21 protein-coding genes are annotated in these 24,163 nt (G+C 71.3%); 6 read left to right on the top strand and 15 right to left on the bottom strand.

Annotated elements, in window-relative coordinates:
• Nucleotides 1-25: 25 nt before the first annotated feature.
• Nucleotides 26-2,833, bottom strand: a complete 2,808-nt coding sequence (locus tag ACWEJ6_RS31545; protein WP_452428492.1) for an ATP-binding protein — start codon at nt 2,831-2,833, stop codon at nt 26-28.
• Nucleotides 2,834-3,574: 741 nt separating this feature from the next.
• Here ACWEJ6_RS31545 and ACWEJ6_RS31540 point away from each other — a divergent pair.
• Nucleotides 3,575-4,087 (top strand): hypothetical protein, encoded by a 513-nt coding sequence (locus ACWEJ6_RS31540; protein WP_452428490.1) that lies wholly within the window; start codon nt 3,575-3,577, stop codon nt 4,085-4,087.
• On the opposite strand, the gene ACWEJ6_RS31535 is transcribed toward ACWEJ6_RS31540, so the two are convergent.
• From ACWEJ6_RS31535 to ACWEJ6_RS31525, 3 genes are all read right to left on the bottom strand, one after another.
• Nucleotides 4,029-4,352 (bottom strand): hypothetical protein, encoded by a 324-nt coding sequence (locus ACWEJ6_RS31535; RefSeq protein WP_452428488.1) that lies wholly within the window; start codon nt 4,350-4,352, stop codon nt 4,029-4,031. The genes ACWEJ6_RS31540 and ACWEJ6_RS31535 overlap by 59 nt on opposite strands.
• Nucleotides 4,349-4,951: an AAA family ATPase gene (locus ACWEJ6_RS31530; RefSeq protein WP_452428486.1), complete on the bottom strand. Its 603-nt coding sequence runs from the start codon at nt 4,949-4,951 to the stop codon at nt 4,349-4,351. Before ACWEJ6_RS31530 ends, ACWEJ6_RS31535 begins: the two co-directional genes overlap by 4 nt.
• Before the next feature lie 437 nt (nt 4,952-5,388).
• Complete coding sequence (locus tag ACWEJ6_RS31525; RefSeq protein ID WP_452428484.1) at nt 5,389-5,955, bottom strand: TetR/AcrR family transcriptional regulator; 567 nt, start codon at nt 5,953-5,955, stop codon at nt 5,389-5,391.
• Between the two features lie 95 nt (nt 5,956-6,050).
• Here ACWEJ6_RS31525 and ACWEJ6_RS31520 point away from each other — a divergent pair, with 95 nt between their 5' ends.
• Nucleotides 6,051-6,974, top strand: coding sequence for an NmrA family NAD(P)-binding protein (locus tag ACWEJ6_RS31520; RefSeq protein WP_452428482.1), 924 nt, complete (start codon nt 6,051-6,053; stop codon nt 6,972-6,974).
• Nucleotides 6,975-7,081: 107 nt separating this feature from the next.
• Here ACWEJ6_RS31520 and ACWEJ6_RS31515 read toward each other — a convergent pair whose 3' ends face one another.
• Nucleotides 7,082-7,516 (bottom strand): hypothetical protein, encoded by a 435-nt coding sequence (locus ACWEJ6_RS31515; RefSeq protein WP_452428480.1) that lies wholly within the window; start codon nt 7,514-7,516, stop codon nt 7,082-7,084.
• Nucleotides 7,517-7,653: 137 nt separating this feature from the next.
• On the opposite strand from ACWEJ6_RS31515, the gene ACWEJ6_RS31510 reads away from it, so the two are divergent.
• Together ACWEJ6_RS31510 and ACWEJ6_RS31505 are read left to right on the top strand one after the other, a co-directional pair.
• A complete protein-coding gene (locus ACWEJ6_RS31510) occupies nt 7,654-9,642 on the top strand; it encodes a sensor histidine kinase (protein WP_452428478.1) in 1,989 nt (662 codons plus the stop codon).
• Nucleotides 9,642-10,280, top strand: coding sequence for a response regulator (locus tag ACWEJ6_RS31505; protein ID WP_452428476.1), 639 nt, complete (start codon nt 9,642-9,644; stop codon nt 10,278-10,280). Before ACWEJ6_RS31510 ends, ACWEJ6_RS31505 begins: the two co-directional genes overlap by 1 nt.
• Before the next feature lie 120 nt (nt 10,281-10,400).
• On the opposite strand, the gene fxsT is transcribed toward ACWEJ6_RS31505, so the two are convergent.
• From fxsT to ACWEJ6_RS31455, 10 genes are all read right to left on the bottom strand, one after another.
• A complete protein-coding gene (fxsT, locus tag ACWEJ6_RS31500) occupies nt 10,401-13,295 on the bottom strand; it encodes an FxSxx-COOH system tetratricopeptide repeat protein (protein WP_452428474.1) in 2,895 nt (964 codons plus the stop codon).
• 149 nt (nt 13,296-13,444) lie between these two features.
• The gene (locus ACWEJ6_RS31495; RefSeq protein WP_387667154.1) at nt 13,445-13,927 is read right to left on the bottom strand and encodes a hypothetical protein; all 483 of its coding nucleotides are present in this window, start codon (nt 13,925-13,927) and stop codon (nt 13,445-13,447) included.
• A gap of 195 nt (nt 13,928-14,122) precedes the next feature.
• Nucleotides 14,123-15,388 carry a pentapeptide repeat-containing protein gene (locus ACWEJ6_RS31490; RefSeq protein ID WP_452428471.1) on the bottom strand — a complete coding sequence of 422 codons (1,266 nt, stop codon included), beginning with the start codon at nt 15,386-15,388 and terminating at the stop codon, nt 14,123-14,125.
• Nucleotides 15,389-15,784: 396 nt separating this feature from the next.
• On the bottom strand, nt 15,785-16,564 hold the full coding sequence (locus ACWEJ6_RS31485; RefSeq protein WP_452428469.1) for a MerR family transcriptional regulator: 780 nt from the start codon (nt 16,562-16,564) through the stop codon (nt 15,785-15,787).
• On the bottom strand, nt 16,564-17,367 hold the full coding sequence (locus ACWEJ6_RS31480) for an alpha/beta fold hydrolase (RefSeq protein ID WP_387667163.1): 804 nt from the start codon (nt 17,365-17,367) through the stop codon (nt 16,564-16,566). Before ACWEJ6_RS31480 ends, ACWEJ6_RS31485 begins: the two co-directional genes overlap by 1 nt.
• 205 nt (nt 17,368-17,572) lie before the next feature.
• Complete coding sequence (locus ACWEJ6_RS31475; RefSeq protein WP_452428466.1) at nt 17,573-18,127, bottom strand: hypothetical protein; 555 nt, start codon at nt 18,125-18,127, stop codon at nt 17,573-17,575.
• Between the two features lie 283 nt (nt 18,128-18,410).
• The gene (locus tag ACWEJ6_RS31470) at nt 18,411-19,799 is read right to left on the bottom strand and encodes a DJ-1/PfpI family protein (RefSeq protein ID WP_452428464.1); all 1,389 of its coding nucleotides are present in this window, start codon (nt 19,797-19,799) and stop codon (nt 18,411-18,413) included.
• A 118-nt stretch (nt 19,800-19,917) separates the two neighbouring features.
• Nucleotides 19,918-20,898: a GlxA family transcriptional regulator gene (locus tag ACWEJ6_RS31465; RefSeq protein WP_452428462.1), complete on the bottom strand. Its 981-nt coding sequence runs from the start codon at nt 20,896-20,898 to the stop codon at nt 19,918-19,920.
• Nucleotides 20,899-21,637: 739 nt separating this feature from the next.
• The gene (locus ACWEJ6_RS31460) at nt 21,638-22,117 is read right to left on the bottom strand and encodes a VOC family protein (RefSeq protein ID WP_452428460.1); all 480 of its coding nucleotides are present in this window, start codon (nt 22,115-22,117) and stop codon (nt 21,638-21,640) included.
• Nucleotides 22,118-22,185: 68 nt separating this feature from the next.
• Nucleotides 22,186-23,070, bottom strand: coding sequence for a LysR substrate-binding domain-containing protein (locus tag ACWEJ6_RS31455; protein ID WP_452428458.1), 885 nt, complete (start codon nt 23,068-23,070; stop codon nt 22,186-22,188).
• Between the two features lie 71 nt (nt 23,071-23,141).
• On the opposite strand from ACWEJ6_RS31455, the gene ACWEJ6_RS31450 reads away from it, so the two are divergent.
• Both ACWEJ6_RS31450 and ACWEJ6_RS31445 read left to right on the top strand, forming a co-directional pair.
• Entirely contained in the window at nt 23,142-23,726 is a 585-nt protein-coding gene (locus ACWEJ6_RS31450; RefSeq protein ID WP_452428456.1) for a DsbA family oxidoreductase, read from the top strand.
• 241 nt (nt 23,727-23,967) lie between these two features.
• Nucleotides 23,968-24,159, top strand: a complete 192-nt coding sequence (locus ACWEJ6_RS31445) for a hypothetical protein (protein ID WP_452428455.1) — start codon at nt 23,968-23,970, stop codon at nt 24,157-24,159.
• Nucleotides 24,160-24,163: the final 4 nt, after the last annotated feature.

The raw sequence follows: 24,163 nt of genomic DNA, 5'->3' as shown, positions 1-24,163 counted from the left end.
TTCAGCTAGCTATGCGGGAGATCCCTCATTCCGCCGTGGCGGCGTCCCCCATGAGGGCCAGCTCGATCCGCGAGCGCAGGTTCAGCTTGCGCAGGACGGCGCTGAGATGCCGCTCCACCGTCTTGGCCGACAGGAACAGCTCCTGCGCGATCTCCTTGTTGGTCAGCCCGGAGGCGGCCAGCCGCGCGACGTCCCGCTCGCGGGGTGACAGGGCGTCGCCATAGCCGCGGGTGCCGCCCCGGTGCCTGGCGGGCAGCGACAGGCCGCGCTCGCGCGCCAGGCGGGCCGCGCGGTCCAGGTCCCAGCGGGCGCCGAGCGCCTCGTAGGTCTCGATGGCCCGCCTGAGCTGCTCATCGGTCCCGGCCTGCTCCCTGGCCTGGGCCGCCTCGTACGGGCACTGGATGGCCTCGTAGAGCTCGGCCGCCGCGGTGAAGTGACCGCCGGAGGGGTCGAGGACGCCGCGGGCGTGGCGCAGCGCGGCGGGAGCAAGCGGCGCGTGCAGGCCCGCCATCGCCCGTTCGGAGCGGTTCACCAGGTCCGCGGCCTCCGCGGCGCGCCCGGCCGCCACCATCGCCTCGGCCAGCGCGGGCACGGTCCGCACCTCCGAGGGCCGCAGGCCGCGCTCGAACCACGACTCGATCAGCGGCAGGACCTCCGCCACCGCCCGGTCCGGCTCGCCGCGCGCGACGGCCTGGCGCAGCAGCGCGGTGATCAGCAGCGCCGTCTCGTCCATGGTGCCCGGGACCTCGGTCATCACCTGGCGGATGCCGAACTCGGCGCCGGCCGCGTCGGTGCGGGCCAGTGCCAGGCAGGCGGTCACGGTCGCCGCCGCGTACCTGTCCTTGGGCCGCTCGCTGAGCCGCTCGGCCAGCATGGCCGTCTCGGTGGTCAGCCCGTCCCAGGAACCCGCGCAGTAGTCGGCCACCGCCAGCGCGGAACGGCACCGGTCGATCATGTCCCCGCCGCTCACCTCGACCAGGGAGGCCGCGCCCTCCAGGGCCACCCGTAATATCGTCTGCGCCTGGACGTGGTCACCGACGAAGGCCAGCGCCGAGCCGATCGAGTAGTAGGCGTTGACCTTCGCCCGGTGCCAGGACCGGTGCCCGAGGCTCCCGCGCACCTCCTCGATCAGCTCGGCCCAGCGCGGGTCGCCCATCAGCACCATACTGCTGGTGATCTTGCCGAGCACGAAGATCTGCAGGGCCGCGTTCTTGACCGCGGGCAGGACGGCCAGCGTCCTGCCCATCCAGTGCCGGTCGGCGGTTCTGGCGTCCCGCCCCATGCTCAGGACGGTCATCATCCGCACCGCCAGCTCGGGCTGGGCCTCGATGTCCAGGTCCGCCACGGCCGAGGTCAGCGCCTCGAACCAGGGGCCGGGCCCCTGTCCCGTCGCGTCCTTCAGATAGATCAACAGCAGGGTCAGCTCGGCGCGCAGCACCGGCGAGGGGCCCTGGTCCAAGGCCAGGGCCAGCAGGTCGATGACGTCGGGAATGTGCAGCAGCCCCTCGGCCGCCCAGCCGAGCTTGACCGTCAGCCGCCCGCGGTGCTCCGCCTCCAGGGGAGCGTGCCGCAGGACCGCCTCCAGGATCCTGACCACCTCGGCGTCGTCGCCCAGCCGCAGCGCCTGGTCGGCGGCTCGTTCGGCGGCCTCCACCCAGGCCGCCATGTGCCCGGCGCGCCGGTGGTGGTGGGCCAGTTGCCCCAGCGGCACCGACGGCATCGCCTCCACCGCGGCGGCGGCCCTGGCATGCAGGTCGCGCCGCCTGGCCGCCGGAATGTCCTCGTACACCGCCTGCGCCGCCAGCACGTGCCGGAACGCCGCCGTGTCACCGCGCGCGGTCAGCAGGCCGTGCTCCACCGCCTCGTCCAACCCGTCCAGCGCGCTCTCGTACGGCAGGCGGGCGGTGGCCGCCAGCACCTCGACCGGCATCGGCTCCTGCAACACCGAGGCCGCCCTCACCACCGCCTCGGCCTGCGGCGACAGGCGGCCCACCCGCTCCAGCACCGGGTCGCGCACGCCCACCGGCACGTCCAGCCTGGCGATGGTCCTGCGCGCCCACTCCCCGCCCCGGTGCATGAGCGTCCCGCGCTGGCGCAGCAGCGCCACCAGTTCCTGCACCGCCAGCGGGACGCCGGAGGCCCGCTCGCACAGGTGCTCGGCGAAGTCGAGCGAGATCTCCTCGGTGTCCAGAATCGCCGCCGCCAGCGCCCTGGTCTGGGCCACGTCCATCGGCGTCAGCCGTACGCGGGCGTGGGTGACGGCGCGCGGCAGGCGGGCCGTCACCGCACGCAGGTCGGCGGAGGCCTCGTCGGCGCGGTAGGTCAGCACCACGGCCAGGTCCCGGGGCGGATCGGACAGCAGGTAGCCGAGGAACTCCACGGTCTGCTCGTCGGCCCAGTGCAAGTCCTCCACGACCAGCACGGCCTTGCCCAGCGCGCGCAGGAGCTCACTCAGGCCGCGGAACACCCGGTGGCGCTCGCCCGCGCGGTCGTCCAGGGGGTCGGGGGGCTCCGGCAGGCGTTCGGCCAGCTCGGGCAGGAGCGGGCGCAGCGCGCCCGCGACCGCCGACAGGCCGGTCAGGTCATCGGGCACCTCGCGCAGCGCCTCGACGATCGGGCCGAGGGGGAACGGCTCCCTGATCCTGGCGCAGCCGCCGGTCAGGATGCGGAGACCGGTCCGGGACAGCTCGGCCACCAGGCGGGTCTTGCCGATGCCCGCCTCGCCCTCGACCACGGCGACCGCTGGGGCGTTGGAGACGGTCTCGGTCAGCTGGGCCAGCTCACCGGCGCGGCCGACGAGTGTCGGCGAGATCATCAGCCGCTTATGGATCACGTCTGTTCCCTGCTCGACCCAATGCCTAGATCACAAATACCACAAAACACCCTTTCCGGCCCGTCCCTTTCTCGGACTTCTACTCGACGACGGACGGCTTCCGGCGGCCGAGGCCGAGGACGAAGCGGATGGCCGGCCGAAGCGGCGCGGGTGTTCGCGGCCGCATCCCTGGCTTCGGGTGCGGACGGAAGCGGATGAGCGCAGCTCCAGGCCGACGTTGCGCATGGCCTTGTGACGGTGACCGGGACATCGGCTGCGTCGGCGACGCCGTGACAAGGCAAGGAATCGGTCCATGCGGAATCCTGTGGCTCTTGATGACGCGCAGGCCGGCGTCGGCGAAGACCGCGTCGAAGGCCGGGGGCGCTCATTGGCTCGCCGTCCGGGCCGGAGTTTCCATGGGTACGGGGGTGGAAGTGAAGCGGCGGGCCGAGACGTACAGAGCCAGGAGAGCGAGAGCCACCGCGACGGCCGCCACCACGGCGAGCACGCCCCGGGCCACCCGCCACGGCGACGCTCTACTTCGGAACTCATCGCGCGGACCCGAGCGGAGGGCCCTGAGGCGCTCCCACAACGTCTGGGTACTCCGGTGCGAGCGCGAGGTGTTCTTCGGACAGCACCCGCAGGCCGGGGTGCCCATCGCCGATGCGAACTTGATCAGCGTCGGCGCCGAGGGCGATGATGCCTCATGAGCGACACCGTGAAGCTCCGCATCTGGTCCGAGACGCGACGCCGAGGTCAGCGATGAACACCACGCCGATCGACCTCACCGAGGGGCAACGCAAGCTCTTGATTCGCATCCGGGACTCCACAGTGATCACTGGCGACGTGAACACCTTGTGGGGCGACTGGACAAAGCGCGCTGACTTCAAGCGGTTGGCCGAACGGGGGCTGATTCGCGACGAGCGGGACGATCTTGCGAATGGTTACCGCTGGCACGTCACCGACGCGGGCCGGGCAGTGCTCGACCAGATCGCGGAAGTCAAGCGTGCGAGGGCGATCGGGCGTCGGCTCACCCCGCGCCGGCTGGAGTTCATGAGCAAGCTGGCCGAGCACGGCAGCCTGGTCCTGTACGACTGGTACGAAGACATCCCGGAGTACGGGCTGAACCAGCCCGACGTGGACGCGCTGGCCGCCCTCGGCTTCATCGACGTCGGGGAGCCGAGCGGTCATCACGGCACGGCGCGCGAGACGGTGCTCACCGACGCGGGCCGCGCCGAACTGGAACGGCGCGGGACTGGGGAACACCGACGATGAGTGAGGTCTTCGACCATGGCGAGGTAGTGGCCGTTGACGCCGGCAGCGCGTCAGGGGCTTCGGGCAGGCTCAGCGTGGTCAGCACATCGTCCTTGACCGCCTCCCACATCGCGCCCTCCAGCAGCCGGGCCTGCGGGTTGCGGTGACGGGTGGAGGCCTCGGCGTAGATCTCGCGGTGCTTGAGATGACGGCAAAACTGCTCCAGCACGCAGAAGATGTAGGCGCCGCGATCCACGGCCAGGCCGAGCATCGCCCGGGTCTTCATCTGGCCGTGCGGAATTCGAAGAGCCGCGCAGCCTGGGAGGGGGTGCGGTGTTGCGCGCGTCCGGGTACGTCCTGCACCAATGACATGCCTTCTGCGTAGAGCTGACCGGTGCTGGCATGCTTGGCCATGAGCGCCGCGTAGCGGGAGACCTCGGCAGCAGGCTCGGCATTCCTCCGTTCCTGGTTCTGCTCCAGCAGGACCTTCTCGGGCTGGATGAAGCGTAGTGCGGTGACCGGCATCTGAAGCCGGTCGGCTATGGCGAGCAGTCTGGCGCGCGCGTGAGGGAGCACGTTGGTTGACTCGGCGATCGTGGTGCGGCCGGACGCAAGTCGCGCAGTGACTCGGCGATCTCGCTCCTGGAAGATCTGGGGGTCGGCTGATTCACGGTCAACAGAAGTGTTGCGGTAGTGCTCGGCGATGGCGTCGCTGGACACGACGGCCTCAGGATCGATCTTGTCTTGGTCGATCAGCGCCTGAATGAAAGAGCTCTTGCCCGAGGCCGGCGGCCCGACCAGCAGCACGAGCCCGACAGGGATCCAGACCTGTTCAGGCTGCCCGCCGTCGCCAGCGCCGTCGCGGATCTCACCCCCGAAGGCCATGGTCAAACAATAGACCTGCGCCCTGCGTCGTGACTTCATGGTTTATCGGCCAGGCCCTTGGCGTCATCGGCAGCCTCTCGCCGGGCGGATCACGGGGAGAGCAGCGGACCGGCTGGACGGCCCGGACGGCCCCATCTGAACACCGCCACCAACCCCGCTGCCCGCTGGCTCCATCCCGGCCGCCGAGCCGACCAACCCGCCAACCTTCGCGAACGTCTACGTCTCGCTGGATTCCTCACCGGCACCGCACGACCAGCAGCACTACGCCAACTCGTCCTCCAGGCGCCCGCAGCGGTCATCGCCAGGGCCCTCGGCTTCCACGACAAGACCACCACCCGAGTGGCCGCTGACGCAGGCGCCACCTGGAACCGCTACGCCCCCAATGACCACTCACAGTGAACAGTCCCGGAAGCCGGACGCTCTTTCGAGCAGGCTTCTCACCCCTGTGGGCTCAGGCCCGCCACGGCCAGCCGGAACAGCCGGTCCGCGCGGGCCGCCGGGTCAGGGTGGTGCTCCGTCGCGAGGACGACGCCGACGATCAGCGCGATCAGGTCGGCGACGGTGACGCCTTCCGCCACCGCCCCGTCCTGCATGGCGCGCTGCAGCAGGGGGTTTCCCGCCTCTGTCATCATCGCCGCGCAGGTGTTCTCGTGTACGGGGTCGGTCTCGGCCCCGTCGTAGGCCAGTGCCGCCGCCAGCCCTCGGGCCGCGACGCAGTAGGCGACGACGTCACTGAGCCACTGCAGAAGCGCGTCACGGCTGTCGCCCTTGCCTGTCAGCTCGCGGGCGCGGGTGGCCAGGGCCTCGATGCGTTGATGGGAGACCGCCTCCAGCAGCGCCCGGCGGGTCGGGAAGTGGCGGCGCACGGTGGCCGAGCCGACCCCCGCGATGCGCGCGATCTGTTCCAGGGAGGCGCCGGCTCCGTGTGCGGCGACCTCCTCCTCGGCCACGGCGAGGATGCGCGCATAGTTGCGCCGGGCGTCTGCGCGCTGGCGGTCGGGCATGGGCGTCATCTCCAGGGTTGCTAAATGGCGGGGCCCGCCATATCTTATCGCACAGAAAGCGGCGGCCCCCGCCGTTTATAGCCCTGAGGAGCCCGATGACTGCACATTCCGCACCCGTCCTGGTCACCGGCGCCACCGGCAGGCAGGGCGGCGCCACCGCCCGAGCCCTGCTCGCCGCAGGCGTACCCGTACGCGCTCTGGTGCGTCACCCCGACACCGAACGAGCCAAGGCCGTCGAGGCGCTGGGCGCCGATCTGGTCACCGGTGATCTCCACGATCGCGATTCGGTGGTGCGGGCCGCCACGGGTGTCCGCGCCGTCTTCTCTGTCCAGATGCCCGCCCTGGCCGCCGAAGGTTTCGATTTCGACGGAGAGGTGGCCCAGGCCGTCAACCTCATCGAGGGCGCGCAGGCTGCGGGAGTGCCGCAGTTCGTCCACACGTCCACCAGTGGCGCCGGTCAGCACACCGAGGCTCCTGGCTGGATCGCAGGCCGCTGGGGCTCCTTGGACGCCAGCCTGGGAGCCAAGAGCACGATCCAGGACCGGGTTCGTGCGGCCGGCTTCTCCCGCTGGACGATCCTCAAGCCGGGTTTCTTCATGGAGAACTTCCTGCCGTCCATGGCTTTCCTGTTCCCGCGAGGTGTGGAAGGCGGTTTGGTGAGCGTCGTGAAGCCGGACACCCGCCTGTCCCTCGCCGCGGTGGACGACATCGGCAGGGCAGCCGCCGCAGCCATCGCCGAGCCGGAGCGGTTCCACGGGGTCGAGCTGGAGCTGGCCAGTGACTATCTGTCCATGACGGAGGTCGCCGAGGTTCTCTCCCGCGCGCTGGGCACGCACCTGCCCGCGCCGGACATGACCGAGGAGCAGGCACTCGCCGCCGGAATGCCGGCGATGGGCGCCTCACACGAGTGGATGAACATAGCCGGCCAGCCGGCCCGCCCGCAGTACGCCAGGGACCTCGGCCTTCCGCTCACCAGCTTCGAGGAATGGGCTCTGCAGCACCTGCGGCCCGCGGCTTGACACAGACCGGGTGCCCAGCGGAATACGACCTCGCGCGCCGGATCGATCCAGTCGTGCGGGGCCGGATGCAGTAGCGCCGCCGGCTCCGGCGATCGACGTTCTCCTGCTCACGAAAGTGGCTTACGGCGGCGCAGCAGCCCGACCAGGCGGATCGCGGCCAGCACGCCCACCCCCAGATGCGCGCACACCAGGACGATCTGGAAGATCCGCTGCCCGCCGGTGAGGTCGGCCGCGTAGCCTCCGTCGTAGAAGCCGGACATGAACGCCAGCATCCCCGCCACGACCAGCAGCCCGGCGGCGGGTGCGGCGATCGCCCGGCGGCGGGTGGTTGCCCCCGCGACCAGGATGACCTGCGCGACCATCATCGGGATCGGCGCCGACAGGCGCGCCTGGGAGCCGAGCGCGTCCAGGAACGTGGCGTTCAGCCCGGCCGACAGCGAGATGACCGCGCCGGCCAGGTCCAGTGCGAGCAGCAGCCCGACCCCGGCGAGCAGCGAGACCTTCAGCGGCCGGTCGGTGGTGGTCGTGGTGGAGACGGACATGTTCTTCTCCTGAGGTCGTGGGGAACGGCCTCAAGGATGTGCGGGGCGGCCGCCGGGCGTCATGAGCCTCATGTCCCGACCTGGAGGGGACTTCTCGTCCCGTGACGGTGGGACAACCGGGTGGCACGATTCACTCCATGAAGGACAGATCGGTACGGCGTGCTGCGCTGGTCGGCGGGGTGCTCGTCGCCCTCGTGGTCGGCTCGCTGGCGGTCGAGCCGCGGTTGCGGGCGCTCGGCGTCACGGGGATCGTCGAGCGGTTCGACGCCTTCCGCGGTGTGGCGGCGCTGTCGTTCGGCGTGCCGGGGCTCTTCGTGGTGTCGCAGCGGCCGGGCGGGCCGGCGGGCCGGGTGGGCTGGGTGATGGTGTTCACCGGGGCGGCCCAGGCGGTGGGGCTGGCGCTCGGCACGTACGGGCTGCTCGGCATCAACCAGGGCGTCGAGGGCGGCGTCGGGGGCGGGCGGCTGCCGGGTGACGACTGGGCGATGTGGGCGTCCAACTGGTTGTGGATGCCGGCTTACCTCGTCGTGCCGACGGTCTTCCTGCTGATCTTCCCGGACGGGCGGCTGCCCTCGCGCCGCTGGCGGCCCGCGCTGGTGGCGGCGCTCGTCGCGATCGGGGCCAACACGCTGGACTGGATGCTGCGGCCGGTGCCGTACGAGAACGTGCCCGGCCTGTTCCCCGACGGGTACGCGGGCGTGCTGGCCGGTCTGCGCGGCCTGCCCGACGTGCTGGACGGGCCGGTCGTCGCGTGCACGGCGGGGGCCGTGGCCGCCGCGGTGGCCTCGCTCGCCGTCCGCTACCGGTCGTCGGGCGAGGAGGTGCGCAGGCGGCTCCAGTGGGTGGTGGCCGCCGCGCTGATCACGGTCGCGCTGGCCGGGGTGGCGCTCGTCGCGTCCTGGGGAGCGGGCGCGCTCGTGCTGGCAGCGGTGCCGCTGCCGGTGGCGGTCTCGGTCGCGATCGTCGCCCACCGCCTGTGGGACCTGGACCTCCTGCTGTCGCGCGCGCTCGCCTTCGGCGCGCTCAGCGTCGGGCTGCTGATCATGTACGCGCTGGTCGCGTTCACCCTCGGTGGCATCGTCGGCGCGGGCGTGTCGGCGGTGCTCGTGGCGTTCGTCGTGCATCCCCTGTACGCCCGGGTCCTCGCCGCCGCCAACCGCCTGGTGTACGGCGACCGCGACAACCCGGCCCGCGCGCTGCGCATGCTCGGCACCCGTCTGTCCGGCGCCGGCGTGCCGGGCGAGTTGCTCGACCAGATGGCCGCGGAGGTCGGCAGGGTGTTGCGCGTCCACTACGTCGCGGTCGAGGAGTCCGGCGCGGTCGTCGCCTCCTGGGGCCGTCCGGGCGCGGTCGCCGAGAGCGTGCCGCTGCTGCACCGGGGCGAGCCGGTCGGCGCGCTGCTGCTCGGCGAACGGCTGCGCCCGAAGGACCACAAGCTGGTGGGCGAGCTCGCCCCGCACGTCGCGGTGACCGTGCACGCCCACCGCCTCGGCGCCGACCTGGAGCGCTCGCACGGCCGTATGCTCGCCGCCCGCCAGGAGGAACGCGACCGCCTGCTGTACGAGCTGCACGACGGCCTCGGCCCCAACCTGGCCGCGCTCGCGCTCCAGACCGACCGCGCCCGCCGCCTCGTGGACACCGACCCCGCCAAGGCCAAGGGGGTGATGGACGAGCTGTCCAGGCGCATCCGCGCCACCGTCGAGGACGTCCGCACGATCGTCAACGACCTGCGGCCGCCGCCCCTGGACGACCTGGGCCTGGCCGGCGCGCTGGCCGAGCTCGGCAGGGGCTTCGCCGGCGACCTCGCGGTCGACGTGGAGGTGCCGCCCGACCTGCCCGTGCTGCCGCCGCCGGTCGAGCTCGCCGCTTACCGGATCGCCGCCGAGGCGCTGACGAACGCCGTACGGCATGCCATGGCCTCCCGCTGCACGGTCACGCTGCGCGCCACCGACACCCTGGAGCTGCGCGTGCAGGACGACGGCGTGGGCGTCGGCGCGCCCGTCCGGCGCGGGTTCGGCCTGGCCTCGATGCGGCGCAGGTCCGAGGAGCTGAACGGCACGTTCGAGCTGGTCACCGGCTCGGGACCGGGCACGCTCCTGCTCGTCAGACTCCCGCTGGCGGCCTGATGATCAAGGTCATGGTGGTGGAGGACCACCCGGTGTTCGCCGAGGGCCTGGTCGCGCTCCTCGGCGACGCGCCGGAGATCGACGTCGTGGGCGTCGCGAGCACCGGCGAGGCCGCCGTCGACCTCGCCGGACGGGTCGCGCCGGAGGTGGTGCTCATGGACCTGCACCTGCCGGGCATCAGCGGCGTGGAGGCGACCGCCCGCATCCTCGCCGACCGGCCGGAGACGGTCGTGCTGGCGCTGACGATGCTCACCGACGACGAGAGCGTGCTCGCCGCGATCCGCGCCGGGGCCCGCGGCTACCTGCTGAAGGAGTCGACCGGCGAGGACATCGTACGCTCGGTGCGGGCGGTCGCGGCCGGGCAGGTGGTGTTCGGCGCCTCTACGGGCGAACGCCTGCTGTCGGTGCTCGCCACGACCGCGGCACGCCCGCGCCCGCTGCCCGAGCTGACCGACCGCGAGGTGGAGATCCTCGACCTGGTCGCGGTCGGTCTGAACAACCAGGCGATCGCGCGGCGGCTCGTGCTGAGCGAGAAGACCGTGCGCAACCACGTGTCCAACATCTTCGCCAAGCTGCACGTCTCCGACCGTTCGGCGGCGGTTGCCCGGGCGCGGGATGCCGGGCTCGGCTCCGGCTGATCATCGCCGACTTCCGTCCGCCCGCGAACCCCCTGGCCGGACACCTGACCGTGCGGGTGCCGATCAATCCTCCGGCCAGGTGAAGCCGCATGCCGATACTCCATGGTCTTCGGACGGCCGTCACTCTCGCGGCTTCTGCCTGCGCCGCCACGGGCGCAGCCTGCCCAACCGCGCCCGGAACGCCGCGCCGTAGCATCGGCCCAGGGCCGCGCGAGCCTCCTGCGTGCCGGGGTGGTGAGGACCGAGCATCCGGTCGGCGTCGGCGACGACTCTCTTCAGCAACGTGATCGCGTCTCCCCAGCGATCCACCCTTGAGTAGGCGATCCCCAGGTTGATGAATCCCTCGATGGCGTCCTGAAGGCCGAACAGCCGCTCCGTGTCGGCAGCAACCCGCTCCAGCAGGGGAATCGCTTCCTTTGAGCGTCCCGCCTCCAGGAGGACGAAACCCATGCCGCCGCGGATGGTGACAGTGTGGGAATGGTCTTCGCCCAGAATCCGCCCGAGGTCGGCTGCGGCCCGCTCCAGCAGCGCGACCTTCTCGTCCACTCCGACGGCATCGGACTGGTCCTCGCCCAGAACCCGCCCGACGTCGGCCACCACGCGCCGTAGAGCATGCGCTTCCTCGGCCTGCCCCGTCGTCTCGTAGAACCGCACCAGGCCGGCGTAGGCAGACAAGCCGTCGGGGTTGTCCGGGTCCACGAGCCGCCGCGCCAGGACCATCGCTTCCTCCGTACGGCCCGCATCCCAGTAGCAGGCGGCCAGCTCCATGCGGGCCATGACGGTGTCGGGGTGGTCCTCACCCAGCAGCCGTTCGGCCTCGGTGACGTTGAGCTGCGCCACGTCGATCGCGTGGTCCGGACGCCCCGACGCTCGGTAGGTGTCGGCCAGGGTGTCCCGAAACTTGCGGGTGTACGGGTGACCGGTACCGAGGATGCGCTCGGCGTCGGCGACGAGCCGCTCCCCGAGAACGATTGCTTCGTCGACGTGCCCTGCCTCGAAGTGCAGCGCGGCCAGGTTGCCGCGGGCCACGAGGGTGACAGGATCGTCATCGCCCAGCAGCCGCTCGGCGTCGGTGATGGCCCGTTCCGCCAGGTCGATCGCTTCTCCGGTGCGGCCCGCTGCGTGGTAGTAGCCGACGAGGTTCGCTCGGCTCTCCACGGTGGTGGGATGGCCCTCGCCCAGGATCCGCTCCCGGTCGGCGACGATGCGCTCCCCGAGGGCGATCGCCTCAGCGGTGCGCCCCGCCTCTGAGTAGGAGCCGGCCAGGATGCTGCGGGAGGCCAGGGTGTCGGGGTGATCCGGTTCCAGGACCCGCTCGCGGTCGGCGAGGACGCGCTCCCCGAGGGTGATCGCCTCAGCGGTGCGCCCCGCCAGTGAGTAGTAGGCGGCCAGGTTGCTGCGGGCCAGGACGGTGGCCGGGGCGTCCTGGCCCCAGAGCCGCTCGCGGTCGGCGACGACGCGCTCCCCGAGGGCTATCGCCGCGGCGGTGCGCCCCGCCACCAAATAGGAGTTGGCCAGGATGCTGCGGGAGGTCAGGGTGTCGGGGTGATCGTCGCCCAGCAACCGTTCGGAGTCGGCGGCGACCTGCTCTCCAAGGGCGATCGCTTCCGCGGTGCGCCCCGCCCGGCGGTACGAGTCGGCCAGGAAGCTGCGGGAGGTCAGGGTGTCGGGATGCTCGTCGCCCAGCAGCCGCTCGGCGTCGACGGCAAGCCGCTGCCAGTGGGTCACCGCGGCGGCGTGTGCGCCGGCGTCCAGCAGACTCATCCCGGCCCGGTACAGAACCGGGTGGAGGTCGGGCTGCCACAGCAGGTCGCCGGCCAGGACGGTCAGGGTGTCGGTGTTGGCCCTCAACACAGTGGCCAGGTCGCGATCGGTGTGGTCCTCCTCGGGCCAGATCGCCGCGAGGGCGTCCGCGGCGGCGCTCATGGCCGCGGCGAGCACGGGCGCGGGGGCGTTCTCGCGGGCGGCACGGGCGGTCAGCGCGTGCATGCTCACCGCGCGGGCGCCGTCCTGGGAGCCGAAGGTGATCAGGCTGTAGTGGTGCAGCAGCCACAGCACGGACCGGGCCTGTTCGGCGGTGACCTCTGCGGGCTCAAGGGCGTCCGCATGACCGGAGGGCAAGCTGCGGTGGGCGCTCAGGAAGCTGATGACCGCTGCACCGGCCCACAGACTCAAGGGGTGACCGACCGGGTCCAGGTGAGCTGTCAGGCACAGGGCCGGCGCAGCCACGCCCGACGGGTCGCGGCGCCGGACGGCGTCCAGCGCCAGCAGCAGGGCGGCCGCGACCGGCCGGCCATAGCCCTCGGTGTCTGCCTCGGGAGGCAGCATCGCCTCCAGACGGGTCCGCTGGTCGACGAACAGCCGAAGATAGGACGCGCAGGGCACATCCTCGTTGATCATGTAGGCGGCCGCGTGTGACAAGGCCAGCGGCAGGTGTCCCAGCTCGCGCAGCAGATCCGTGGCCTGCGCGTCCAGCAGTCGGGACATGTCCGTGTCGGTGAACCGGTGACGCAGGTAGGCGATGGCTTCGTCCGGGGCGTAGGTACCGACATCGACGACGGCCCGGCCGCCGCCGGACATCAGAGCGTCGCGGCGCCGGGACGTGGCCAGCACCCGGCCGTCCCAGTTGGACGATGACGGCGGCCACCACCGCTTGATGCTCTCCGTGTCGGCGACGTCGTCGAGTACGACCAGCCACGAGCGGGAGGTGGCGGCCAGCCACTCCAGAAAGGCCCGCGCATCACTCTCGACGTCCTGCCCCTGCGCGCCCTCTGCCCGGACGCGGAGGGCGGCGGCGGCGTAGCCGGTGACGACCTGCGCTGTGTCAACGGCGTTCACCCACACCACCAGTTCGGTGCCGGCGGCCAGGGCCTGCTGTGCCCGGGCGGCCGCGAGCTGGGACTTGCCCACACCGCCGCCGCCGGAGAGCACCAGAGAGGTGCGTCCGGCCCATGCCCGGTCGATCCGGTCGCGCAGGCCGGGGCGCGGTTGGAAGGCGGAGGCCAAGAGCGGCACATCGCCCACCACCACCGGCCAGACGACCGGAGGGCGCGGCGGGGCGTGATAGTCGAGCCGCTCGATGTACCCGGCGGCGAGCCCACCCGAATCCGCGTGGATCGACAGGTGCGCGGTGATGTGCGGAGCGTGCCGAGCGCCGGGCGCGGTCAGCTCCCGTCCGGACCCGGCGACAAGGGGTTTCCGAAGGTCACGTCGCCCATCTTCACAGCCGCTGCCGCGTGGTTCCGGGCCTCGATGTGCACGTCGCCGCCGATGGCGATGCCGTCGTCCGCGGCCGACACACCGCCGCCGGCCTGCTGAGCCAGGGCCACCAGCTCACGTATCTGGGCTGCCACTTGCTCACGGCCGCCCTCGTCCAACTCCTCCAGCAGATCCTGGAAGCGGGTGCGCCAGGCGGTCACCGCGGCGTCCCGCACCTGCTCGGCCGCGCCGGAATCGGCGCTCTCCAGTTCGGCTGCCGTACGGTCCAGCCTGTCCAGGGCTGCTTCCTGAGCGGCATCCGCCGCAGGGCCACGGCCGAAGACACGGGCCGCCCGCTCCCGGAAGCCCTGCCAGGCGTCCGTGCCGGCCGCCTGAGCCACTGCTACCCCGGCCGCCGAAGCCAAGGCGATCAACGCCTGATCCAACATGCCGCCTCCGTGCCCAAAAATGTGGGGGAAAACGCCTGTTCCGGCGTAGGCAGCATACTCGGCTACGACCGGCCCGCGTCCTGCTGGAGAAGTACGCCGGGTTCGACCTGCACCAGCTGCGCCACAGCGCCGCCGGCCACCTCGGCGAGGCCGAGGTCCCGCTCCTGGCCGCCGAAGGCCGCACCGTCCGGGCCCTCAGGTAGCGCTGGACTCGCCTGGCTCTCTGGCTTCATCGGCGCCTTCGGCGGGCGGCTGCGCCAATCGAAGCGTCCGCCCTCCCGTGCCATCCGACGCCTCCTTCCAGGTCGTCGGCCATATCCTCACCACGTCCTTGGCCACCGGCGCCAGTCGCACGCCGCCTAACGCTGCGGTCTCCAGTCCCACTGCCCTCTCGAACAAGGCACTGTCAGTGAAGGTCGCCCCACCAAACCAGGCATCGCTGTCGAAGGTCGCTCCTGCGAACCAGGCACCAGCGAAAGTCGCGCCACCAAACCAGGCGGCACCGACGAAGGCCGCCCCGGTGAACCGAGCAGCGCGGTTGAACGTCGCTCCCTCGAACTGAGCGGCGATGGTGAAGGTGGCCCCCGCAAAAGTGGCGGCTCCGGTGAAGGTCGCTCGCTCGAACCAGGCGGCACCATCGAAGGTCGTTCCGCCGAACCGGGCGGCTCCGTTGAAAACGGTCCCGTCAAACATGGCATCGCCGACGAAGATCGACCCAGCGAACGTGCTGTCACCCATGAAGATGCTCTCGGCGAACCTGGCTTCGCTGATATGGCAGTTACGGAGGTCGAGGTCAATGAGTGTTGCGCCGGAGAGGTCGATGCGGACGTCCGGCCAGTGACGGGCGTTGAGGTCAGCGGGGCGAATCCGCCGCCAAGGACGTGCGGTCGGAGAGTGATGGCGCAGATGATGGGCAAGGATGCGCTGGGCGGCCAGGCGGACCTGCCGCTCCTCCTGGGGGTCACGGCCGGCGGGCTCCGAAGTGGTTCCCTCTGTGGGCGGAGTGAACGGCATGCGCAGGTAGGCGCAGATCACGTCCACGATCGTCTGCCGGAACTCGGGATCAGGCGTGCCCTGGGCGAGCTGCTCCAGCGCGTACAGTCCCCCCAGGCGGACTGGGGCCTGGGGGCTGCCGAGCTGCTCGACGGCCTTGCTGTAGCGGTCGGTCACGTGGCCGCGCTCGCCGAGTTGGAAGGAACGGCGGGCAGTGTCGGCGTTGCGCGCGGTGTAGAACACCGCCAGCAGAGCAGCCAGCCCGGTGGCCACGGCCAACACCCTGCCTCGGACCGCGTCCAGAGCCGCCGCCAGATCCTTACCGGTCAGTCCTGTCGGCCCGCCGATGGTCACCCCGTCGATGTTCTCAAGTATCCAGCGCGTCCCTGGGCCCAGCATCCAGACGATCGACGCCACCAGTGCACCACCGATCATGGGGATCACGATCGAAATGGACTTCTTCGCCATGGGCCCGATGATGCGGCCGGAACCGGGCTCAATGGACGCCGAGTGACGTGATCGTGACCCCTGGAAGGATCCTCGTGCCTGCCCGTCGGGGAAGGACGGTGGGACGTCGGCCTGCTCGTCGGCGCGTCCGGCGCCGGGAAGATCACGCCGGCCCGCGGGCTGTGGCCGGGCCGGCTGGTCGAGGCGCACGCCTGGGGGACCGGGCGCCTCGTAGAGCCGGTTCCGGTCGGCGTTCGGGAGTTCCCTGACGCGACAGATGTCGATGTCGCCGGTGGCGAAGAGCTCGCCGAGCGGGGACGGGCTGGGCTGTAAGCACGCGGCTGCGGACCCGTCAGCCGACCGGCCACCGTGTGGTGGTCGGCTCACCGCGCCTGGACTGTGGACGGTGAGCGGCGTCTATTGGTGGGGGATGTCCACGCCGGCGGAGCGCAGTTTCGCCTCGACCAGCGTGGTCAGCTGGGCCATGGCCGACCCCTGGTCTTCGCCGTGATGGTTGAGCAGGCCGTATCGGGTGACGTCGGTGCGGGCCTGGAAGCCGCTCGAGATCGCGAGCAGCGCGGGGTTGGCGAGGAAGCGGTCGGCCACGGCGGTCGCGAGTTCCTCGATGCGGGGCTCGTCGGGCGCCAGGTCCTTGGCGGCCCAGCATTCCTTGTTCAAGGCGACGAACCGAGCGTCGTCGAGGACGTGCTCGGCCTTGGTGAGATAGTCGTCGAAGCCGTCGGGGACCAGGGCCCTGGCCAGCACCATGCCCTCGCGGTAGGCCGCCACCTCATCCGGGGTGAAGCCGAGGTCGGCGGCCCGGTCCAGCAGCGCGCAGGCCCGGTCGGGCAACAGGGCCCGGTCACTGTTGGCGAGCCGGTCCAGCGAGTCGCCGCGCGCGATCAGCTCCTCGATCCGCTCGGTCAGCCGCCGTTTGACCTCGGCCAGACGGACGGCGAACCGCTCCGGATCGGCATCGAGCAGGGCAGCGATCTCGGACAGCGGTACGCCGGACTCGGCCAGTGTCCGGGCCTGGACCAGCCGCAGCAGGTCGGACGACCCGTAGCGGCGATAGCCGGAAGCGTCCCGGCGCGGTTCGTCGACCAGGCCCAGCCGGTGGTAGTGGCGGACGGTCTTGATCGTGACGCCGGCGAAGGCCGCCGCCTGGCCGATCGTGACGCCGCCGGTCATGGTCATCAGCGACTTTCGCGGGTGAGGGCGGCGAGCTCGCGTGTGACCTCGGCGATGGCGCGGAAATCCTTGCGCACGATCGTGCCGTGGTTGCCGGCGACCTTCGCGCCTATCGTGAGGTTCGGGTTGCGGGCGAGCACAGGGTTGAGAGTAGTGCGCATCTGCTCCTGCTCGTCATTCTTGCTTCCCAGGGCTTCCCCCGAGCCGACCACATACCGGACCGGGACCGTCAGGCTGTCGAGGACCGGTTCGAGGGCGGCGTGCAGGATGTGGGCCTCGATGTTGATCTCGGCATGCTGTGCGGCACTCATCCGCGCGGCGTTGCCGATGAGGCGCGCCATCGGCAACGCCCATCGGGCCTTGTGGAACAGCCGCCGGATGCGTTCGTGGCCGGCCTCGTCGGTCCACCCGGACGGAAAGGGGCCGTCGACCCCGACCACGCCGGCGACGCGGCCCGGATGCCGGGCGGCCCAGTGGACCCCGAGCAAGGCGCCGTAGGACCAGCCCACCAAGAGCGGTCGCTCCACCCGCCTGGCTTTCAGGACGGCGTCGAGATCCCGGACGCAGGCCTCGAAGGAGTAGTCCGCCGACTTCTTCGATTTGCCGCGAGCCCGCTCGTCGTAGGTGATGTGCCGCCACCCCGGCCCCAGGGCGTTGATGACGGGCCGCCAGTGCCGCTGGCTCGCGTAGGAACCGTTCAGGTAGACCACGGGGATGCCTGACCCGCCGGTGTCGGTCACGGCCAGTGCGGTGTCCTCCACCGGCAACAGGCCCTTCCACCCCAGGTGGGCAGCGTTCGAGTTCGTCATGCCACCAGCGTCACCCTTGACCTTAGGGGCAAGGTCAAGTCGCGTTTACGTGAATTCCGGCACGACAGGTGCGCGGCCTTCGAAGCTGGAGGACTCCATCGCGGTTCCCGATCCCGACCCCGAAGGCGAGGAAGGGGGTTTCACCCCGGCCTGTCACAGTTGTCGCGCGGGTCTCCTTCACCACCACGCCGCTCATCGACCCCGGCTACCGGCCAAGATCTTCTGGGGGTGCCGCCGGAATGCGGCAGGAACGGGCCGCATCCGGTAGGCACGCCACCGCGCCGAGGACGGAGGCGGCGGCGGCCGCTGCCGGATCGTCGCCGCCGCGCAGCCGTTCGAGGGCCGTAACCGCCTGGTCGCGGCCGACGTCACCGGCGAGCAGCCCGACCGCGATCCGGTACCGCACCCCCTGATCGCCCTCAACGGCGAGCCGCGCCAGCAGCGCCCCGGCCGAAGCACCCAGCGCGGCCCGCGCCCGCACCCGGAGATCGCCGTCCTGAAGCGCGTCGTCGAACACCCCGGCGAACATCCCCGGCGCCCGCAGCCGGGCGAGCGCTTCGAGGGCGACCATCCGGACGGGCGTTCGCGCCGACTCGGGTGGATCGTCATGATTCCGATCATCGAACTCGCCCGGATCCCGCACGAGAAGTGCCACGACCGCCGCGTCGCCGGAGTCCCCGTGCGCCGTGAACCACCGCAGCGCCTCGGCCCGCATGCCCGGATCGGCTGCCGACAGATTCGCAAGCATCTCCGCCCTCACGCGTCCATGATCCCTTCAATGACGGGAATCGGGGTCCCGGTGCAAGCCGTCTGACCGCCGCGAGGCTTCTCCACTGCCTGCGGCGACGTGCTCGCACGGCCCGTTTCTGCCGTATCTCCGACGGCACCCCCATTGCGGCTGTCTTCCGTCGCCACCATCGGCTGCAGCCCTGCCTCCACCTACGACCAGCGCATGACCTGTCTGCGCAAGGTGGCCGGCCGCGGGGTGGACACCTACAAGCGGCTGTGGGCCGGGAGAGCACCCCGCGGGGTGCGACGCGCTGTCATGCCGCCCGCCGGCGCCGCACAGCCCGCCGGATCGCCGTCGGAAGGAACCCCGCACCGACGCTGACCGCGGCCGCCGCGACGGCCAGCAGGGTCGACCGCCAGGGCCAGGCCGCCCCGGTGAGCGTCAGGTGGGCGGAGGGGTACTCCGAGAACTTCGCCGTGACCCGGGCCGTGGAGCGGTCGCTGTGGCGGGCGACGTCACGCAGGACCGGATCAAAGCCGAACTCACCGGCATGCCGTCCCCCGCCGGGCAGTTCGACGGCCAGCTTGTCGCGCTGCGCCCAGGTGCGCAGCGACGTGTCGACGGCCGACACATCCGCGACGCCCGGCACCACGAAGCGGTCCACTCCGTGGGAGCTGGAACCTGTCGGCTGGGCGATCAGGACGAGGCCGTGACGAGTGGTGACTGTGCCACGGCTGCCGAGGACCACCGTACGTGCGCTGAAGGACACCCCGCCGTACGCTTCGAAGGCGGCTGCGGCGTCGATCTCATCGACGCCGTCGACCAGGCCGATCCCCACCGTGGAGCGCAGCCAGGGGAACGCGGCGTTCAGGGCGTACGGCAGGTCGCCGAGTGTGAGGTGGTTGGCCGGGATCGTGGTCGGCCCGTCCAGAGTCCAGCCCGGATACGACAGGCCCTTCCCGATTCGGGCGGCTTCGCCGTTGCCTGCCAGTTCCTCCACGACCCTTAGGGCTCCGACCGTACCGGAGGTGATGCCGGCGGTGGTGGTGACCCGGCCGTCCTCCACATACCGCTGGCCGCGCTTCCAGTGCACCCGGGGGTAATCGCGCTGCAAGGAGCTGATGTTGGACCAGAAGGAGGTCGCGTCCCGGTCGTCCAGCAGGCCGGAGGCCGCCAGCAGCTCCGAGCCCGCGCATACTCCCAGAACACGCGCGCCCTTGCGGTGCCGCTCCACGATCCACTCCCGCAGCCGCGCCTCCTTGGCGTCGGCCGGTTCGGTCACCGCGGGCACGACCACCACATCGGGCTCAGGGATCACTCCGCTGCCCACCTCGGCCAACGTGTGGTCGGGCAGGAGATGGGCTCCGCCGGACAGCGGGGAGACGCGGCGCTCGGCCGCCACGGTGTAGACGAAGAACTTCTCCGACTCGGCGAACACCCGGTACGGCGCCATCACGTCGGTGGCCACAGACCCCTCGTTGCTGACCACCACGGCCACCGTGATCCGGCCGGTCGGCACGGCCCGCGCGGTCGGCCACGCCCGCGCGTCCGATGCGGTCGGTGCGGGGGCGAAACTGTCCGCCATCGACATGCTCACCCCCGCGAAGGCGATCCCGGCGAACGACGCCACCGACAGCGCCGTGCCCATGAGCACCCAGCCCGCACGGCGGACCACCCAGCGCCCCCTGTTCAATCTTGACACGACATACCTCCATAAAGCGGACGATTGATGGGGGTGCGGCACACGCAACCGCCCCATGGGGAGAACAAGAAAGGAAGTGGCCGAGGGAAGGCGTCAGGAGCCGTTCCCAGCGGGCGTTTCAGCCGGCGGGGCGCAGCTGCGTGCGGAGTCGGGACGGCGAAATGCCGAAGCTCGCGGTGACCAGGCGGCGCAACTGCCGTGCGTCACGGAAGCCGCAACGGGCGGCGATCGTCTCCACCGTCAGGTCGGTGTCCGTCAGCAGGGCACGGGCCCGTTCCAGGCGCAGCCGGCGCTGGTAGGCCAGCGGGGTGATCCCGGTGGCCGTGGTGAAGGCCCGCGTCAGACCGCGCGGCGACAGATGGGCAACGGCGGCGAGCTCGTCGAGGGAGTGCGGGGCGTCCAGGTTCTGAGCCAGGTGGTCCTGCACCCGGTGCACGGCGGGCTGCAGATGGTCGCGGTAGCGCAGGAACGGGCTGATCTGGGCAGCATCGCCGTCCCGCCGTAGATAGAGCACCAGCTCACGGGCGACGGCGGCGGCCAATTCCGGGCCGTGGTCGCGTTCGACGAGGGACAGTGCAAGGTCGATCCCGGAGGAGATGCCCGCGCTGGTACTGATGCGCCCGTCGTGGACGTAAAGGGCCGCCTCGCGGACCCGGGCTGCCGGATACCGCTCGCGCATCGCTCCGGTCAGCGACCAGTGCGTCGTGCACGCCCGGCCATCCAGCAGCCCCGCCTCTCCCAGGGCCGCGGCGCCGCTGCACACCGATGCCACCCGCGCCCCCGCGTCATAAGCCTCCCGCAGCCATCGCACTGCGGCGCTCGACACCAGTCGGTCGGATCCGGTCAGTCGTGGCCCCGGCACCAGCACCAGATCACCCGGTCCCGCCTGCGTCGCCGCGAGCGCCTGGAGCCCAGCGAGCTCCAGCCCCTGCGCCGAGCGCACCCCACCGGTCTCGGCGACGTACTCCAGCCAGTAGCAGCCGCCCAAGTGGGCTGCCGCAGAGAAGACCTGGACCGGGCCGCCGAGATCCAGCAGGTTCACCTCGGGCAGCACCAGCACGACCACCCGTCCCGTACGCCCGCTCGTCACGTCACTCACACGGACACAGTAGGCAAGCTCCACCGATGCCCACGAGGGCAACCAGCGCCGGAGACCGGACGGATCAGGCACTGCGAGGTCCGGACCCTTGATCAATCTGTGGGATTCGCTCTCGGGGCGGGGCCTGGGTCGGTAGAGCTTCCCGAGCGGTTACGGCAGCAGTTCGAGGGGGTGATCTGGCGGTTCAGGACCGGCGGACAGTGGCGGGAGCTGCCGGTGCCTGGCCGACCGTCTGCAACCGCTTCCGGTAGTGGCGTGACACGGGCCTCTTCGAGGCCCAGCTGGCCTGCGCGGGGTGAGGAGAGCGGCGAGAAGGGCCCGGTCCTCGGGTGCGGATCGCGTTCTCGTGTCAGCGCCGAGTTGGCGTTGGAGGACGGCGATCTGGTGACGCAGAACGAGAATTTCCAGGTCCTTGTCCCGTTCGCTCATGGGCAGCAGTCGCAGCGCGGCGAAGGCGTTCGTGACGGTCAGGTAGGCCAGGCGGAGCAGCACAGCGGATCATCCTGCCGTACGCGTTTCCGTCTCCCGGCTGACCGGAACTCGCGTACGTTGCAGCGAAAGCCCTCGCAAAGCAATGACCTGTAGTCATCGCAGGCGCGGTGCTGGGCGTGGGCGAGGCGATCGCAGCGGAGCTGAACCGGGGGCGTACCACCGTCAGCGCGGCCATCGCCGCGCTGACGGACCGGACCGTTGCCGGTAGCGCTGCGGGCGGACGCCGCCCGCAGAGGGCTCGGCCGGATCAGAGGTTCACCGCCGAGGCGGTCTCCTTCAGCTCCGCCTCGTCCATGTGGGCCACCCGGCTGGTGAAGAACCAGGAGTGCCCGAAGGGGTCCTCCAGCTCGACCTGCAGATCGCCGTGGAACTGCATCTCCACCGGCCGGATCACGTGCGCTCCGGCCGCGATGGCGCGCGTCGCGAACGTCTCGACGTCCGCGACGAAGACCATCAGGTTGACCGGGGTGCCGCCGATCGTCTTCGGGCTGTGGAAACGGTACTCGGGGTACTCGTCGCGCAGCATGAAGACGGCGTCGCCGATGCGGAACTCGGCGTGCGCGATCTTGTCGCCCTGGCGGGGGATCTCGATGCGCACGTCCGCGCCGAAGGCCTCCCGGTAGAAGGCGATCGCCGCCTTGGCGTCGTGCACGTTGAGGTAGGGGACGCCGCCCTTGTACTCCTCGGGGATGGGGTTCGTCATGGTGTGCTCCTTCGTCGTTGCCATGCCTCCACCCTGGGCGCCGCACTGACCTGCAACAACGACGAGATCCGAAACGATCCTCAACCCCTGGGTTAGCGATCGAGCTCTGCCTGCAGGAGCTTGAGGAAGGAGCGCACCCTGCTGGTCTGGCCGCCGACCGGCCAGACCGGGCCGTACTCGATCGGCGGTAGGTCGGCGATAGGCACGTAGGCGAGATCCGGCCGGGAGTGGTACCGCGTGGCCTGCCCGCCCACGACGGCCATGCCCGCGCCGCCGCTGACCAGGGTGAGCAGTTCCTGCCGCGAGGTCAGCACCTGCTCCCGCCGGATGGGGCGGCCGCTGGGGGTCTGCGCCGGGATGAGGGCGTCGAGCAGGTAGGCGGGCGCGTCGGCGGGGACCAGCACCAGGTCCCTGGCCAGGTCCTCCACCGTGACGGCGGCGCGCCGGGCGAAGGGGTGCCGCGCGGAGACGGCCAGCAGGCGGGGGTCGCGCAGCAGGGCGGGCCCGCTCGACAGGTCGCTCTCCCGGACGGGCAGCTCGGTGATCTGCAGGTCGAGTTCGTCGCCCCGCAGCGCACGGAAGGCGTCCGACAGGTGCACCTCGCGGATGCGCACCTCGCAGTCCGGATGGCGGGCGCGGAACGCCTGCGCGGCGGCCATGATGGCCTCGCCCACCAGGGGGCTGGAAAAGCCCACCCGAAGGGTCCCGGCGAACCCCCGGCCGGCGGCGACGGCCTTGGCGATGCCTTCCTGAATGCGCTGGTAGCCCGCCTGCACGTCGTTGCGGAGCTGACTGCCCACCGGGGTGAGCGTCACGTGGCGGCTGGTCCGCTGGAACAACGCGACACCGAACCGGCGCTCCAGCTGCTTGATCGTCTGGCTCACCCGGGCCCCGCTGACGCCCAGCCGCTCCGCCGTACGACCGAAGTGCAGCTCCTCGGCCAAGGTCAGGAAGATCTCGATGTCACGCCGTTCCATAACCCGTACGTTAGCGATCGTTGCGAAATCCGGCGTTGCCGCGGGTGGGGGCGGGGGCGAGCCTGGACACCATGAAGAACACCGTACCCGTGGACATCACCCTCGACGTCAGCTGCATCTGGTCCTACCTGGCCTTCACCCGATACCGGCGAGCCGCCGCCCGCTTCCGAGCCGAGGGCGGGCACGTCGACCTGACGATCCGGTCCTGGCAGGTGGAGCCCGGCGCGGTGGGCGGCGAGTCCAAGCTCGCGCAGAGCCTGGCCAGGTTCGGCGAGAGCGGGGTGGCGCGGGTCGACGCCCTCGCGGCGGCCGAGGGCATTCCGCTGGACTTCGCCAAGGCGTTGACGGCCGACACCCGGCACGCCCACCAGCTCATCGCCATGGCCGCCGACCAGGGGCTGGGCGAGGCCATGACCGCGCGGCTGTTCCAGGCCCACTTCGTGGACGGCGCCCACATCGGCAGCCTCGGCGTGCTGCGTGCCCTGGCTGCGGAGCAGGGCGTGCGATGGGATGAGACGGTCGCCGTGCCGTGGGCTCGGGAGGTGACCGCCGTGCCGGTGTTCCGCTTCGGCCGGCAGCCCGCGCTCCACGGCGGCACCCTGTCGGAGGAGGCCCTGTACGGCCAGCTGGCCGTCGTCGCGAACGCCCTGACGTGATCGGGCTCGGCCGCCGCGCCCGTGATCGCCGAGCCGCTCCTGTGCGGGCGCGCGTCAGGCTGGCCGGTCATGCGTGCCATCCTGCGTGACGGGCCGGTCATCCGGGTCACCGACGATCCCGATGGCGTCATCGGGGAGTTTCTGGAGTACGCGCTGTCGGCGCATGTGCTGTCCGGGCGGGAGCGGACCGGGCTGGCCGACGATCTCGGAGCGGTTCGCCCCGGACGGGCGGGGGCTGACCGTGCCGGATCTGTTCGTCGCCTACCGGGCCGCCGGACCGGACGACCTGCCGCCGGGCCTGGAGGAGGTCCGGGTGGAGCTCGGGCGCGCGGAGCTGTGGGTGCTCACGCGGCTCCGGTTCCGCGGGCGGCCTGAGGCGTCGGCGGTCGTCGAGGGGGACGAGGTGCGGCGGTTGCTGGGCGAGGTGCTCTAGCGGT

Source organism: Nonomuraea sp. NPDC004702, from assembly GCF_053601695.1.
Note: the sequence above shows the minus strand (reverse complement) of the source record. Positions and strands in the feature narration are given on the sequence as shown.

Bases quoted from the DNA above. Each gene is read 5' to 3' on its own strand.
- ACWEJ6_RS31540 (WP_452428490.1), top strand. From the start codon at position 3,575: ATGAACACCACGCCGATCGACCTCACCGAGGGGCAACGCAAGCTCTTG.
- ACWEJ6_RS31535 (WP_452428488.1), bottom strand. From the start codon at position 4,352: ATGAAGACCCGGGCGATGCTCGGCCTGGCCGTGGATCGCGGCGCCTAC.
- ACWEJ6_RS31530 (WP_452428486.1), bottom strand. From the start codon at position 4,951: ATGGCCTTCGGGGGTGAGATCCGCGACGGCGCTGGCGACGGCGGGCAG.
- ACWEJ6_RS31525 (WP_452428484.1), bottom strand. From the start codon at position 5,955: ATGCCCGACCGCCAGCGCGCAGACGCCCGGCGCAACTATGCGCGCATC.
- ACWEJ6_RS31520 (WP_452428482.1), top strand. From the start codon at position 6,051: ATGACTGCACATTCCGCACCCGTCCTGGTCACCGGCGCCACCGGCAGG.
- ACWEJ6_RS31515 (WP_452428480.1), bottom strand. From the start codon at position 7,516: ATGTCCGTCTCCACCACGACCACCACCGACCGGCCGCTGAAGGTCTCG.
- ACWEJ6_RS31510 (WP_452428478.1), top strand. From the start codon at position 7,654: ATGAAGGACAGATCGGTACGGCGTGCTGCGCTGGTCGGCGGGGTGCTC.
- ACWEJ6_RS31505 (WP_452428476.1), top strand. From the start codon at position 9,642: ATGATCAAGGTCATGGTGGTGGAGGACCACCCGGTGTTCGCCGAGGGC.
- ACWEJ6_RS31495 (WP_387667154.1), bottom strand. From the start codon at position 13,927: ATGTTGGATCAGGCGTTGATCGCCTTGGCTTCGGCGGCCGGGGTAGCA.
- ACWEJ6_RS31490 (WP_452428471.1), bottom strand. From the start codon at position 15,388: ATGGCGAAGAAGTCCATTTCGATCGTGATCCCCATGATCGGTGGTGCA.
- ACWEJ6_RS31485 (WP_452428469.1), bottom strand. From the start codon at position 16,564: ATGACCATGACCGGCGGCGTCACGATCGGCCAGGCGGCGGCCTTCGCC.
- ACWEJ6_RS31480 (WP_387667163.1), bottom strand. From the start codon at position 17,367: ATGACGAACTCGAACGCTGCCCACCTGGGGTGGAAGGGCCTGTTGCCG.
- ACWEJ6_RS31460 (WP_452428460.1), bottom strand. From the start codon at position 22,117: ATGGCAACGACGAAGGAGCACACCATGACGAACCCCATCCCCGAGGAG.
- ACWEJ6_RS31455 (WP_452428458.1), bottom strand. From the start codon at position 23,070: ATGGAACGGCGTGACATCGAGATCTTCCTGACCTTGGCCGAGGAGCTG.
- ACWEJ6_RS31450 (WP_452428456.1), top strand. From the start codon at position 23,142: ATGAAGAACACCGTACCCGTGGACATCACCCTCGACGTCAGCTGCATC.